General features: G+C 66.9%; 9 protein-coding genes. 3 read left to right on the top strand and 6 right to left on the bottom strand.

The genetic code is table 11. The annotated features are described in order from the left end of the window. Positions 1–85 precede the first annotated feature (85 nt). The 3 genes from sepH to ACFFGN_RS15630 all read left to right on the top strand — a co-directional run bounded on the left by sepH (position 86) and on the right by ACFFGN_RS15630 (position 6,775). Positions 86–1,783 (top strand): septation protein SepH, encoded by a 1,698-nt coding sequence (sepH, locus tag ACFFGN_RS15640; protein ID WP_380048006.1) that lies wholly within the window; start codon positions 86–88, stop codon positions 1,781–1,783. Positions 1,784–2,256: 473 nt separating this feature from the next. Next, the gene (locus tag ACFFGN_RS15635; RefSeq protein ID WP_380048004.1) at positions 2,257–2,691 is read left to right on the top strand and encodes a hypothetical protein; all 435 of its coding nucleotides are present in this window, start codon (positions 2,257–2,259) and stop codon (positions 2,689–2,691) included. A 199-nt stretch (positions 2,692–2,890) separates the two neighbouring features. Further along, positions 2,891–6,775, top strand: a complete 3,885-nt coding sequence (locus ACFFGN_RS15630; protein ID WP_380048002.1) for a discoidin domain-containing protein — start codon at positions 2,891–2,893, stop codon at positions 6,773–6,775. Positions 6,776–6,826: 51 nt separating this feature from the next. Here ACFFGN_RS15630 and ACFFGN_RS15625 read toward each other — a convergent pair whose 3' ends face one another. The 6 genes from ACFFGN_RS15625 to ACFFGN_RS15600 all read right to left on the bottom strand — a co-directional run bounded on the left by ACFFGN_RS15625 (position 6,827) and on the right by ACFFGN_RS15600 (position 13,696). Next, on the bottom strand, positions 6,827–8,101 hold the full coding sequence (locus tag ACFFGN_RS15625; RefSeq protein ID WP_380048000.1) for an ROK family transcriptional regulator: 1,275 nt from the start codon (positions 8,099–8,101) through the stop codon (positions 6,827–6,829). 171 nt (positions 8,102–8,272) lie between these two features. Continuing rightward, on the bottom strand, positions 8,273–9,535 hold the full coding sequence (locus tag ACFFGN_RS15620) for an enolase C-terminal domain-like protein (RefSeq protein WP_380047997.1): 1,263 nt from the start codon (positions 9,533–9,535) through the stop codon (positions 8,273–8,275). A gap of 14 nt (positions 9,536–9,549) precedes the next feature. Beyond that, a complete protein-coding gene (locus ACFFGN_RS15615) occupies positions 9,550–10,440 on the bottom strand; it encodes an NAD-dependent epimerase/dehydratase family protein (RefSeq protein ID WP_380047995.1) in 891 nt (296 codons plus the stop codon). Continuing rightward, the gene (locus tag ACFFGN_RS15610; protein ID WP_380047993.1) at positions 10,437–11,402 is read right to left on the bottom strand and encodes a carbohydrate ABC transporter permease; all 966 of its coding nucleotides are present in this window, start codon (positions 11,400–11,402) and stop codon (positions 10,437–10,439) included. The genes ACFFGN_RS15615 and ACFFGN_RS15610 overlap by 4 nt, the downstream gene beginning before the upstream one ends. Then, positions 11,399–12,313 (bottom strand): carbohydrate ABC transporter permease, encoded by a 915-nt coding sequence (locus ACFFGN_RS15605; protein WP_380047991.1) that lies wholly within the window; start codon positions 12,311–12,313, stop codon positions 11,399–11,401. Before ACFFGN_RS15605 ends, ACFFGN_RS15610 begins: the two co-directional genes overlap by 4 nt. Before the next feature lie 6 nt (positions 12,314–12,319). Next, a complete protein-coding gene (locus ACFFGN_RS15600) occupies positions 12,320–13,696 on the bottom strand; it encodes an ABC transporter substrate-binding protein (protein ID WP_380047989.1) in 1,377 nt (458 codons plus the stop codon). Positions 13,697–14,021: the final 325 nt, after the last annotated feature.

Below are 14,021 nucleotides of genomic sequence, written 5' to 3'. Positions count from 1 at the left end.
TGACCGTCCGGCACGGCGCGCCGGTCTTGGTCAGGCAAGCATCCCGGGAGAGACTGTCTAGAACCGCACAGGAGAACAGAAGGCAATGCGCGAGGCGAAACTCGTTGGCCTGAGCTCGGATGGCAAGCAGCTCATCCTGGCCGTGGCCGAGACGGGTGAGGAGTTCGCCGTCCCGGTCGATGACCGGTTGCGCGCTGCCCTGCGCGGCGACCGTGCCCGACTCGGCCAGCTGGAGATTCAAATGGAGAGCGCCCTCCGCCCCAGGGACATCCAGGCGCGGATTCGCGCCGGGGAAAGCCCCGAAGCGGTCGCGGCGGTCGCCCAGATGCCGATGGAACGGGTGATGGCCTTTGCCGGCCCCGTCCTGGCCGAGCGCGATCACGTCGCGAATCTGGCCCAGCGTGCGTCGGTCCGCCGCCGTGGTGGCGAGGGCCCGACCCGCAACCTGGGCGCCTGGGTCACCGAGCGCCTCCGCGGCCGCCAGGTCGATCCCGCCACCGCCGACTGGGACGCGTGGCGCCGCGACGATGGCCGTTGGGCCGTCCGCGTGTCGTACCAGGCCGAGGACACCGAGCACGTCGCCATGTTCGCGTACGACGCTCCCGGGCGTTACGCCGTGCCCGATGACGAGGAAGCGCGCTGGCTGGTCGGTGAGCAGACCCAGGTCATCGCGCCACAGCAGCCCGAGCGCCGTTTGACCGCGGTGGTGAACACGTTCGACATCGCGCCGGATCATGTCGCCGACAGTTACGAGGCCGGTTTCGAAGCCGGTTTCGAGGACGCGATCAGCATCACTCGCGAGCGGCCGGGGAACCGGGACGAGCGAGGTGGGCCGCGGCGGTTCCAGTCGGTGCCGTCGACCACTGGCAACTCCGGGTCCCCGGACGAAGAGCCGACGCTGATCAACGTGGGTCCGGTGGATCCGCCCGCGCCGATCCGGCCGACGGTTCGTACGGTCGAGCGTTCGCCAGAGCGGCCGGTTGAGGTGCCGCTCGAGAGCCGCGATGTGCCGGCCGATCGCCAGCCGGAAGCGCCTGACGCCACGGTTTCCCGCTTTGGCCAGCCGCGTCCGTCTTCGCCTTCGGGTGACCAGCAGCGCTCCGGCCAGCCTGGCGGCGACCAGCTCCGTTCCGGTGAATCCCAGCGTGGCGAATCCCAGCGTGGCGAGTCGCCGCGTGGCGGTGAATCCCAGCGCGTGGGCGAGGCGCAGCGTGGTGAGGCGCAGCGTGGTGAGGCGCAGCGTGGTGAGGCGCAGCGTGGTGAGCAGCGTCCGGCGGCGGGTGGCGAGTCGTTCCGTGCGGCGGCGCCTGATCGGGCTGGGCGGGTCGAGCGGCCTGAGCCGAGTGACGCCCTTCCGTTCGAACCAGCAGCCCCTTCGCCGACATCTCCGGCCGCGCGTCAGAACCCGGTGCCGCGGCCACCTCAGCACCAGCCTTCGCAGCCTCAGGGTGAGCGGGTCGGCGGTGAGCAGGTAGCACGCACTGCCACTCCGTCCCCGACCGCGCCGGTCGCTCCGGCTACCGAGGCGCGGGCTCCCAAGGTCGAGTCGTCCCCGGCTCCGGGCACTCCGACGGCCCAGCCGGGCGCCGACACTGGTCCGGCGGCAGGCGCTGGTCCGGCGGCGAGTGCTGGCGCGACGGCTGGAGCCGATGCGACGGGTGGTACCGAGGCGGCGCCGGAAGCACCCGCGCCCGAGCCGAAGAAGAAGCCGGCCCGTCGCGGTTCGAAGCGCGCGAGCGTACCGAGCTGGGACGAGATCATGTTCGGCAAAAAGGCCGACTAGCCGTTCTGCTGAGCACGAATCGCGATCAGACCGCGAACAGGCTGCCCGGCCTCGATCGCGCCCAACGTGGACGCGCGCGACTGCGTCTGCAGCTGAGGTGACGTCCGCTGCCGACTTTTGTGGCCACTACCTGGCTGCAACCGGGTAGCCGGCACAAAACTCGGTAGCGGACGCCCCAAAACCCGGCATCCGCGCTGAAGGCCGGTACTGCTGCAGCCGCGTCCGCGCCGAAGGCCGGTAGCCACGCCGAATCCCGGCTGTCGGTTGGCGGGGTCGCTGCGGTGGCAGGGGGTGTCTCAGATCGTGGGTCGGGATTGGCAGCGGCTTCGGGGTCTGCCATCATCTTTTCCATCATGCGAATCACCCTGTGTTGTCTCTGTTGTTGTCGCTGACGTACGCCGTCACCGGCGTGCGAGGCCTTGCTCCAAGCCCGACGCCAACAACACAGACCACAGGAATCCGGATTCGCCACGATGAAGCTCTCGTCTTTCGCTGACCTGCTTGCCGCCCGCGGTCTCCAGCTGCTGCCCGGCTCGGCCGCCGTACCGGTCGAACTGCTGGTCCGGCTCCCCGACCGCACCGTCGCGCACTTCACCGCCCGCGGTACGACGCTGCGCCTGCGCCTCTTCGCCGAGCACGCCCTCGCGCACGTGGTCATCGCGCCCGAGTGCGGTTGCGCCGATCACCACCCGCAGATCGGTCCGGACCGCCTCGTCGTCGGCGCCCACGCCATTCCGCTGGCCGAACGCGAGATCAACGGCAAACTAGCCTTCGGCTGGCACCACCACGAGGCCGGCCTCCTCCGCCTAGCCGACGCCATCCCCCACTTCTTCACCCTCCTCGCCGCACCCCAGCCCGCCCCCGCCGCCCCCGCCGCAGACACCCGCACCCTCGTCTCCATCGGCTGACCACCCACCCGCGGCGTGTCGCCGTTCATCGGACGCTTGTGACGCGGCGTGTCGCCGTTCATCGGACCCTTCTGACCAAGCCAGCCGTGCGCCGGCCCAGGTCTTGAATTAGTAACACGCATGGTTTAACTTAACCGAACTTGACGGCCGGGCTGTGAGAACCGGTTGTTCGCTCGGGGCCGCCCCTGGAGGTTTGTTGATGACCGTGCGCCGTCTGCTGGCGGGACTACTACCGACCACTTTGCTGCTCCTGGCGTTGCCCGCGCCGGCGGAGGCGGCTCCGATCATGTATCCGAGCGGCGTCGGCGTGGACCTCGGTCCGGCGCCGACCACGCTCGGCGTCAAACCGGCGGCGGGTGAGGATCCAGCCGGGCTGCGGACGGGTACCGAACAAGGCAAGGCCTACTGGCGTACCACCCGGGCCGCCAACACCGAATTCCTCTCATTCGACGTCGACGGCGACTACGTGGCGGCTTTGAGTACGAACGATGTCGTGGTGACGGTGACGTACCTCGACACCGGCTCAGGCGTACTCAAGCTCCAGTACGACGCCGAGGCGGATCCGACGACCAGCGCGACGGCGATCCCACTGGCCAACTCGGGTGAATGGAAGACCGGCACGTTCGAGCTGGCCGACATCAAGTTCGCGAACCGCCTCGGCGGCGCCGACGTACGGTTGACCGGCGATGCGGCCGCGAACAACGACATCACGATCGCGGGCCTGCGGATCAGCACGTTCGGCGCCTCGGCCCAGCTCGGCGCCAACCCGCAGCAGAACGGGATCAACGTCCGGGCCGGCGACCGCGGCGAAGGCCTGATCACCGGCACGGAACAAGGCCGGACCTACTGGCAGACCAACCTGGCGGCACCGCCTCCCGGGACGGGCTTCTTCTACCTGAACGTCTCCGACACGTTCCTGTACGACAACCGGAACCTGGTTCTCGTCAGCATCGACTACTTCGACGAGGGCAACGGCCGGCTCGGCTTGCACTACGACTCCCCCGGCGACGAACTGATCGACAAGTTCAAGCCCTCACCGGTCTTCCAGTACGGCGACACCAAAACGTGGCAGACCCACACCTTCGCGCTGACCGATGCCGTGATGACCAACCGGTCGAACGGCGCCGACCTGCGCCTCCACGTCGGCGAGGGCTCGGCCGATCTCAAGGTGGCCGCCGTCCGGATCGCCAAGGTCGCGAGCACGCTCAACCTGACCGAAGGCCTGCAGAACCTCATCGCCGAGGCCACCCGGGTGCAGACGGCGGCTCGCGAAGGTACACGCGACGGCCAGTTCCCGGTCGGCAGCCGCGCCACGCTGCTCGCCGCGATCGACCAGGCCCGGGCCGTCGCCGCCAAACCCGGCGTGACCGACACGGAGGTCAAGGCCGCCTTGTACGAGCTCGACGCCAAGCTCACCGCCTTCCGGGCCGCCGTGGTCGATACGAACATCGCGACAACCGGTACGGCGACCGCCAGCTCAGGCGCCAACCCGGCCGCGGCCGTCGACGGCAATCCCGGCACCACGTGGGTCTCGGCAACCGGCGGGAACGGCGAATGGCTGCAAGTGGATCTCGGCACCGCCCGGGCGATCAACGACGTACGGGTGAACTGGGGCGGCGGCTACTCCCCCGACTACGTTGTCGCGCTCTCGACCGACGGCACCACCTTCACCCCCGCCGGGCGGATCGGCTCGCCAGGTAGCGACCAAACCAGCCGGACCCGGTTCGCAACCACGAGCGCACGGTACGTCCGGCTCGTGCTCGACCACTACGCGCCGAACTCGGCCACCTTCGCGGTCAAGGAGCTACAGATCCGGCAGGTTCCGGTCCCGAAACCGCAGGCCAAGCTCGTACAGACGGTCAATCCGACCGAGGACGGAGTGATCGCGGACTTCGACATCACCAAGTACGACGTCGACCGCACCGGGCAGCTCGATGCGACGAAGGCGATTCAAAAGTCGCTGTACGACTGCCAGGACGCGGGTGGCGGCACGGTTTGGCTGCCCGTCGGTAAGTACCGCGTGAGCGACACGCTCGAGGTGCATGCGTTCTGTACGCTGCGCGGCGACCGGCGTGATCCGGACGTTGCCCGGGGCCACTACGGAACGATGATCATCGCGGATCTGCCCGCAGGCGATATCCCGCTGTTCCGGATCGGCGGTAGCGCCGGGGTGATGGGCGTGACCACGTACTACCCGCGGCAGAACGCAACCGCGCCGGTGCCGTACGGCTACACCTTCGAAATCCCCGGTGGCGCCTGGATCGGCAACGACAACTACATGATGTCGACGGTTTCCGACGTCACGATGCTCAACTCGTACAAGGGCATCGGCATCAGCACGATGGCCAACGATCGAGGTGGCGCGCCGAGTTCGGGCCAGGTGCACGAGTCGACGACGATCCGCAACGTCAAGGGCACGGCGTTGTTCGAAGGCACCCGCGCGTACAACGGCGCTGACGTCGGCACCTGGGAGAACGTCACCTTCAGCAACGCCTACTGGGCAGCCGCGCCGAACGGCCCATCCCGTGCCGCCCTCGACGCGTGGACCCGGGCCAACGGCACCGGCTTCGTGCTGGGCGATCTGGAGTGGGACCAGTTCCACCGGATCAGCGCCAGCGACTACAAGGTCGGCATCCACATCGTGGCCGGGCAACGAGCCAGCTTCACCGGCAGTTTCCTCGAACCCGACATCCGCCGTACCACGATCGCCGTACTGGCCGACACGATGGACGAGCGGTGGGGTATGACGTTCGCGGGCGGTCGGCTCGAGGGCAAGATCCAGAACGACTCGCGCGGATACGTGAAGATCACCGGCACCGAGGTGGTCGGCGAGACCTCGGGCACGGTCCACCGAATGGCCGGGACCGCGCCGACGTACAACCCCGGACCGTTGCCCAGTCCAGCGCGCAGGGTGCTCTACAACGCGGGGAACGCGCCGCACGGCGTCGGGTACCTCCCGAGCGCTGACGCGACCAGTGCGATCCAGAAGGAACTTGACCGGGCTGGACGCGCCGGCGGCGGAATCGTCTACCTACCTGCGGGCTGGTACCGGATTAGCTCTCACCTGCGGGTTCCGGCCGGGGTAGAGCTCCGAGGCGCCTCTGCCGTGCCGAACCGGGATCAGTCCGGTCTAAGCGGCGGTACGGTCTTGCACGCGTTCGAAGGCCGAAACGCCCCTGCTACGGCTCCCCCGCTAGTAACGCTCGACGGAACTCGCGCAGGCGTACGCGGCCTGAGGGCGTTCTACCCCGAGAACAACCCCGGCAAGCCGGAAGGACTCGTCCCGTACCCGTACGCCATCCGCGGTAAAGGCTCCTCGACGTACGTCGTCAACGTGGGCCTGCCGAACGCGTGGAACGGTCTGGACTTCGCCACGCATCGCAACGACGGCTTCATCATCCGGAAGCTCGCGGGCGCCTTCTTCGACACCACGATCGCCGTCGGCAACAGCAAGAACGGCCGGATCGAGGGCATGCTGTCGAACGGCAACGCCGTCACCCGGGTGGGCTACCAGGTACCGAACTGGATGACCGAAGGCGACATCTTCGCGCTGGTGATCGACAAGTACATGCGCAAGAACGCGAAGCTGGTCACCGTCGACGGCGCGACCAATCTGAAGGTGTTCAACATCTTCGGATACGGCTTCCACGACGGGCTGAAGGTGGCTTCCGGTGCGGTGGACGTGTTCAACATCGGCACGGACAACCTCGGCGAGGACGGTTTCACCATCGCCGTCGCGGCCGGTAACAACGCCGACGTGGACGTCACAAACGTTGCCCGCTACAACGGTTCGACCAGCACCGGGCCGCTCAAGCTGCGCAACGTGATGGCGATCAACATGGTCGAGCGGTCCATCGGCGCGACGGCGGCACCGGCCAACGGTGGCACGGTCAGCCTGCTCGGCAACGAGTCGTCACCCGGGCGGTACGAGGCGCGTGTGACCGTCACGGCTTCAGCCAAGGCGGCCGACGGGTTCGTGTTCCGCGACTGGACGGTGGATGGCGTGGTGGTGTCGACCGCCGCCGACTACACCTTCACCGTGAGCACCGGCCAAACCCTGACCGCCAACTTCACTACCCGCTAGCCAACGCCCCTGCGGCCCTGAACACCTCAGGGCCGCAGGGCGGCAAGGGCACTACTTGGGTAGCCGTCGAGCCTGGCTGGAACCACCCACGCGCGGAGTGAAGGCGTCGTGGAAGATCGTCGAGGCGGCACCGATCGCGGCCGCGTCGGCCTGCAGCATCGACTCCTCCACCAGCACGGTGCGCGTGGCCCGGGCGATCGGATGGGAATTCACCGCGCGATCGATTTCGGCCAGGAATTCCGGCGCGATCTCCTTTTCGAATGCCGGTCCGCCCAGAACGATCAGGTCGATATCCAGCAGGTCGACCAGGCCGACCGCGCCCTGCGCAATCACCCCGGCCACTTGTGCCACCGCTTTCCGGGCGGCCTCGTCACCGTTGCCGGCGGCTTTACAGACGGCTTTGTAGCGGCTCGCCTCGTCATTGCCGGTGGATTCGGCCTCGACATATCCGAAACTCTCCGCGATGACCGGTAGCGACGCGGTCGGATTGCACTCGGCCATCATTCGTGGACCACCGGCGGCATCCCACTCGCCCATGCGCAACGCGCACAATTGGCCGAACTCGCCGGCATTCGCCGTACCACCACGATAGATCGAGCCGTTCAGGATCAAGCCGCTGCCAACGCCCGTCCCAAGATAGAGATAGGCGAAGTCGCGGGCCCGGGCCGAACGGCCGATCCAGCGCTCACCGATGGCCGCGGCCGTACCGTCCTTCTCGACGATCACCGGGTGGTTCAGCCGCTGCTGCAGCAGCTGGCGGATCTCCAGATCGCGCCAGGCCGGCTGGAGCGGCAGGTTCAGCAGGGTGCCGTCGGCGTTGATCGGGCCTGGTACGGCGACACCGACGCCGAGCAGCGTTTCGGTGTGAATCCGGCTCGCGCCCACCACCGAGGTGACGGTTGACGCGGCGAGATCGACCAGGGTGGTCGCGTCGAGATCCGCCGCGAGGGCAACGGTTTCGCGCGTGACGATCTGACCGTCGAGATCGACCACGGCGACGGTCAGCACCTCGGGATCGATGTGAATGCCGACGGCATGCGCCGCGTTCGACCGGAGCCGCACCGGCGTGCGGGGTTTGCCGAGCCGCTCGGCTCGTTCCTGGGCCTCCTCGACCAGCAGCCCCTGCTGCAAGAGGATGCGCAGGATGCGCGAAACCGACTGCTGGGTCAGCCCGGTCCGGTTCGAGATCTCGGTCCGGCTGATGATGCCGGCCAGCCGGATAGTCTCGATGATGACGGCCTCGTTGAACGTGCCCAGGTCGTACTGGTTCGCGCCGGAGCGGCGTAGCTCGTCGAGAACGGAAGCGTCCCCGTTGGGCGTGACCACCGCCCCACCTCCTCTGTCTCGCGGCTGGAAAACTAGTGCGGATCGTACCGTGCGGCCCGGACATTCCCGGGATTCATTGACACGTAGACAGATATGTCCGGGACGCGGATAGCGAATTCCCCGAACACGTCGTTCTTTACATGCCTTTGTGCGGGATTTTCACCCTTCCGATCACGGCGCCTCCAAAGCCCCGTCAGGACGTCGTACGCCGGCCGCCCACTCATCGTGTCCGGACAACTCCGCCGGGTACGACGCGGCCGCCTCCAGGTCGATCTCGATACCCCAGCCGGGCGCTTCGTTCGGCGTCAGCCAGCCGTCCACGATGCGCAGCGTGCCGGGAAAGACCTCATGCACGGCCTCGCCGTACACATGGCCCTCCTGGATACCGAAGGCCGTCGAGGTGACGTCGAGCGCCACGTTCGCGGCGGCTCCGATCGGCGAGGTATCCCCCGGCGCGTGCCAGGCCGTTCGTACGCCGCACAGCTCGGCGAGATCGGCCAGCTTGCGCGCGGGCGTCAGCCCGCCGATACCCGAAATGTGGCTGCGAATGAAGTCGACGCCGCCATCGCGAACCAGCCGGACGGCATCGGTCATCGAGGTGGTCAACTCCCCCACCGCGATCGGCACCGGGCTCGCGGCCCGCACCTCAGGCAGGCGGTCCCAATGCTCCGGCGCGAGCACGTCCTCGAGGAAGAACAACCGGTACGGCTCTAGCGAACGCGCCAGCAACACGGCCTCTTTCGGCGTCAACCGCGAGTGAACGTCGTGCAGCAGTTCCACGTTGTCCGGCAACGACTGACGAGCGGCGGCAAACAGCGCTGGCGTCGTCCGCAGGTAGTCCCGCGCGCTCCACCCATTCCGGTACGGCGCGTCCGGGTACTCCGTCGAGAGCCGGGGAGCGCCGTACCCACCGCCACCGGGCGTCGAGACCTGCAGCCGGACGTGCCGCCAACCACGCGCGACGAAGTCCTTCGCCTGATCCAGGGTGTCCTCGATCGAAATCCCGCCTGCGTGAATGTACGTATCGGCCGCGGCCCTGACCTTGCCACCGAGCAACTCGTAGACGGGCATGCCCGCGCGCTTACCGGCGATGTCCCACAAGGCCATGTCGATGCCCGAGATCGCGTTGTTCGTAACGGGTCCACCGCGCCAGTAGCCCGAGAACGCGGCCAGCCGGACCAGGTCGCCGATATCGCCGGGGTAGCGTCCGATGAGCAGCCGCGACAGGTGATCGTCGACAAACGTCTTGACCGCCCGCCAGCGCTGGGTGAACGTCGCGCAGCCCAGGCCGTACAACCCCGGCTCAGTGGTGTCGATCCGCACCACGACGAGCGGAATGCCCTCGGGCGCAGTGACGATCGCCTCCACCTTGCGGATCCGTACGTCGGACCGGACCGGCCAGGGCTGCGAGAAGGTGGCAGGCGTTTCAGCCATCAAGGCGTTCTCCATCAGGTAGATCCAGCAGGAAGGTTCAACGTGGGCAGATCCAACTCGTACGACGCCTGGAACCCCAGCAACGTACGAGCCACCGTGAGATCCATCGGCACTTCCCGGCCCACGAACCGCCTCAGCTTCGGTACGCGCGGCGCGAACGCCTCCAGCAGTTCCTCCGTTCGGTACGGCGCATTGGTGGTCGAAGCCGCCGCGAACACCACATGCGCGCCTTCCACCGGACGGGTCAGCCCGAGCTCGATCACCCGCGCCGCGTCCCGGCTGTCCAGGTACGCCCAGCCCTCGCGCATGCCCTGCACCGGGTCTTTCCGATACCACTCGGACTGCCCCAGCAACGCCTCCGGCGAATGCACGTGCGGGAAACGCAGCGACACCACGTTGATCCCCCAGTGCCGACAGGCCATTCGCGCGGTGTTCTCGTCGTTCTGCTTGGACAGTGAGTACCAGTCGTCGATGTCGACCGGAATGCGCTCGTCCAGCGGGAAGTACGCCGGCGCGACGTCATGGTGGTTCATCGGTACGCCGTACGCGTTGATACTCGAAGCCACCACGGCCCGGCGAATCCCGGCCGCCCCGGCCTGGGCCAGCACGTTGAACGTCGACACCACGTTCGTGCTGTACACGTCGTACGGCGTACCAGCGTCGCGGTGAGCGATCGCCGCGAGGTGTACGACGTACTCGACGCCTTCCAGCGCGTTGGCCACATCCGCCTCGGCGCGGGTGTCCCCGACCAGGACGCGATCGGCCTTGAGGTCCGGGTCCGCCTGGTTCGACAAGGTGGTGACGAGTGCGCCCAGCTCGTTCAGATGGCGGACCAGCACGGAGCCGATCCGGCCGGTCGCGCCCGTCACCAGCACACGCCGGCCCGTCAGATCACCTTCGGTCATTCCTTGATTCCTCCCGACATCCCGACACCACGAAGAAACTGCTTCTGGAAGACCAGGAACAGCACCACCGGCACCAGGACCGCCAGGAACAGAGCGCTGAGCTGCAACGAGATCTCCGTCGTCTCCGATACCCGCGGCAGCGCCACCGAAATCGGCTGCTTCTTCGGATCCGGCAGCACCAGCAGCGGCCAAAGATAGTCCTTCCACGAGCCGATCACGGTCAGTAGCGCCACCACGCCGAGAATCGGCTTCGACAACGGCAGGACCAGGGCGGTGAACAACCGCGCGTTGCTCGCGCCATCGATTCGCGCCGCCTCGATCAGCTCGCGTGGAATCGCGTCGAAATACCGCTTCATCACGAGGATGTTGAACGCGCCCGCCGCCTGCGGCAGCCAGACGGCCCAGAACGTGTTCTGCAGGTTCACCCCGATCAGCGGCATCTTCAGGATCGTCAGGTAGAGCGGGACCAGCGAGATGACGCCGGGCAGGAACAACGTGGCCAGCACCGCGCCGGTCACGATCGGCCCCCACCTCGGCCGGAGCACGCTCAGCACGAAGGCGCCCGTCGTACAGACGAAGAGAGTGGAGAGCAACGAACCGATCGCGATGATCGCGGTATTGCCGAGATACGAGCCGATTTGGACCTGGTTCCACGCGTTCGGGATGTTGGCCCACTGGATGCCGCTCGGCCAGAGCTCCATCGGGCCTTGCAGGATGTCCTGGCTGGTGGAAAGACCCGACTTCAGCAGCCAGACCAACGGGCCGAGCCCGGCCACCACCACGCCGACGAACAGCAGCACCTGGATGAGCGGCAGGCCGATCCGCACCAATGGCCGGCGCCGGTCCGCGGTCGAGATGATGCCGCGCTCGCGGGCCTCGACCTGGCGGCGCTTCCGCTTTGTCATCGGGGTCGCGGCCGCCACGGGCTCGGCGACCTGCTGCGGGACGGAGACGCTGGTCATGTCGTACTCCACCTTCGGGTGAGCAGGTGATAGACCATCGACAGCACGCACAGCACGATCGCCAGCAGCACGCTCAACGCGGTCGCCGCGCCGAAGTCGCCATTGATGAAGGCATAGCGATAGATCAGCAGCAGGATCGTGGTGGTCGCGTTGTCCGGGCCGCCGCCGGTAAACAGGAACGGCTCGGTGAAGACCTGGAAGGTGCCGATCAACTGCAGCAGCATCATGATCAGGATGATTCCGCGGATCTGCGGCAGCGTGACATGCCAGACCCGGGACCAGATGCCGGCGCCGTCCAGCTCGGCCGCCTCGTACAACTCGGTCCGTACGCCGGTGAGCGCGGCGAGATAGATGATCGACGTGGCGCCCGCTCCGGCCCAGGTTGCCTCCAACACGATGGCGGGCATCGCGAGCGTGGACGAGTTCAGCCAGGGCAGCGGGTCGATGCCGATCCAGCCCAGCATCGTATTGAAGACGCCGCTGCTGCTCGGGTCGTAGAAGAACTTCCACAACAGGATCGCCGCCACCGGCGGAACCACCGCGGGCAGGTACGAGAACACGTTGTACAGCCAGCCGGTACTGCGTAACTCGCTGATGAACACCGCGAGGAACAGCGGCACCGGGAAGCCGAAGATCAACGCCAGCAAGGCGAAGTACAACGTGTTCATCGCCGCTTGCGGCAACTGCGGATCGCTCAGCACGTAGCTGAAGTTCGCCACGCCGACCCACTCGGGCGTCGTGACGAGATTGTTCTTCTGGAAGCTGAGGACCAGCCCGCGCACGATCGGGCCCCACGAGAAGTACAGGAAAACCACCAGCAGGGGCAGGACGAATACGACGGCGCTCAGGCCGCCTGACCGGTACCAGGAGGCGATCCTGCTGGTACCGGTCATCTGGTTCGTGATGGCCATGGACGACTACCGGCCGAGTCGCGCGTCGATCTTCGTTGCGGCGTCGGTGAGTAGTTTGTCGATGTCGGCGTCCTTCTTGGTCAGGATCTGCTGGACGACCGGATCGAGCAGGGCGTAAACCTCCTGCGCCTTGTTCGACGGCTCGGGCAGCAGCTTGAGCGTCTTGGTCGACTCGACGTAGCCCTGGAACTGCTGGACCGGGACGTTCGTGTACGGTTCGCGCCACTTGTTGTACTGGTCGTACGTCTCCTGGCTGAGCGGGGAGATACCCGGGCGGCCGACAAAACCCTTGTCCGCGATGGTGGTCTTCGCGTTCTCGACTGCAAGCGCCTCGCTGGTGTACTTGTCGAACTCCTGCGACTTGATCCACTTGAGCGCGGCAACGATCTCGTTCTTGCTCGCCTTCGGGTTGAGCATCTTGATCGAGCCGCCGCTGAGCGTGCCGTGCGGGCCGCCGTCCTGCGGCAGGCCGCCGTGACCGTAGTCCGCGGGCTTCATACCGAAGTTCTTCACCGCCATGTCGTACGCGTCGGGCGCCTGCAGCACCATGCCGATCTTGCCCGCCGCGAAGTCCTGGCGAATCTCCTCCTGGTTGTAGAGGAAGTTCGTGCCCATGGTGTCGTCGGTCCAGCGCATGTCCTTCAGCAGCTGCAGCGCCTTCTTGGTCGGCGCGTCGTTGAAGGTGCTCTTCTTTCCGTCGGTGCTCTGGACCGCGCCACCCATGCTGTACGTCATCGTGGTGAGCATCCAGCCGCCGGTGTTGTCCTTCGTCAGCTGGGCGTATCCGGCCTTACCGGTCTTCTCCTTGATCTGCTTCGCGTACGCGCGGACCTCGTCCCACGTCGTCGGCGGCTTGTCCGGGTCGAGCCCGGCCTGGGTGAACAACGCGCGGTTGTACGCGAGGCCGACCGAGAACACGTCGATCGGTACGCCGTAGATCCGGCCCTGGTCGTCCTGAACGATCTTCAGCGTCTCCGGGTTCAGGTCCTTGGTCAGATCCACCAGCTTCAGCTCCTCGGTGATGTCCGGGAGCTGCTTGTTCGGAATCATGTTCTGGGGTTCGGTGAAGCTGATGTTCATCACCGTCGGCAGGGATCCACCGGCCACCTGAGCCTGGAAGGTCTGTGCATCCCACTTCGTCTCCGTGGACTTCACGGTGATGTTCTTGTGCTTGTCCATGAACGCCTTGACGTTGCGGTCGAACGCCGCGACATCGGCCGGTTTGTCCGGCGTCGGGCGGTCCCCGATCGTGATCGTGACCGGCGCGTTCTCGTCGATCGATCCCCCGGCCGCCGGGCCGGCGTCATCCGCGCAAGCGGCCAGCGACAGCAACGCGGCGGTTGTGGTCAGGGCCGCGAACGACCTGGCCGAACTTCTCCTCATCGGAACTCCTCAGGTATCCGGGAGCCACCCACCACCAAGCGGTCAGGGTGCGCTTCAGGCCACACAGGCCCGGGTGCCGAGTAAGTTAAACCATTGGTGTTACTTTATCAATCCCCCACCACCCGGCTCCCAGCAGGCCCTTCCCACCACCCGGCGCGCCCTCCTGTGGACATCCCCGCCACGGTCGGACGCCAAATGCGGCCCGGGCTGTGGACGTCACCGCGACGGTCGGACGCAAAACACGGCCCCGGTTGTGAATGCCACTGCGACGGTCGGACCCAAAATGCGGCCGGTTGTGGATATCGCTGCGACGGTCGGACCCGAA

The organism is Kribbella deserti, assembly GCF_042434725.1.
GTDB classification, from domain to species: Bacteria; Actinomycetota; Actinomycetes; order Propionibacteriales; family Kribbellaceae; genus Kribbella; species Kribbella deserti.
The sequence above is the reverse complement of the archived record's forward strand: the minus strand, read 5'-3'. Positions and strand labels throughout refer to the sequence as shown.

Coding starts and splice junctions, on each gene's coding strand:
- sepH (WP_380048006.1), top strand. CDS start 86: ATGCGCGAGGCGAAACTCGTTGGCCTGAGCTCGGATGGCAAGCAGCTC.
- ACFFGN_RS15635 (WP_380048004.1), top strand. CDS start 2,257: ATGAAGCTCTCGTCTTTCGCTGACCTGCTTGCCGCCCGCGGTCTCCAG.
- ACFFGN_RS15630 (WP_380048002.1), top strand. CDS start 2,891: ATGACCGTGCGCCGTCTGCTGGCGGGACTACTACCGACCACTTTGCTG.
- ACFFGN_RS15620 (WP_380047997.1), bottom strand. CDS start 9,535: ATGGCTGAAACGCCTGCCACCTTCTCGCAGCCCTGGCCGGTCCGGTCC.
- ACFFGN_RS15615 (WP_380047995.1), bottom strand. CDS start 10,440: ATGACCGAAGGTGATCTGACGGGCCGGCGTGTGCTGGTGACGGGCGCG.
- ACFFGN_RS15610 (WP_380047993.1), bottom strand. CDS start 11,402: ATGACCAGCGTCTCCGTCCCGCAGCAGGTCGCCGAGCCCGTGGCGGCC.
- ACFFGN_RS15605 (WP_380047991.1), bottom strand. CDS start 12,313: ATGGCCATCACGAACCAGATGACCGGTACCAGCAGGATCGCCTCCTGG.
- ACFFGN_RS15600 (WP_380047989.1), bottom strand. CDS start 13,696: ATGAGGAGAAGTTCGGCCAGGTCGTTCGCGGCCCTGACCACAACCGCC.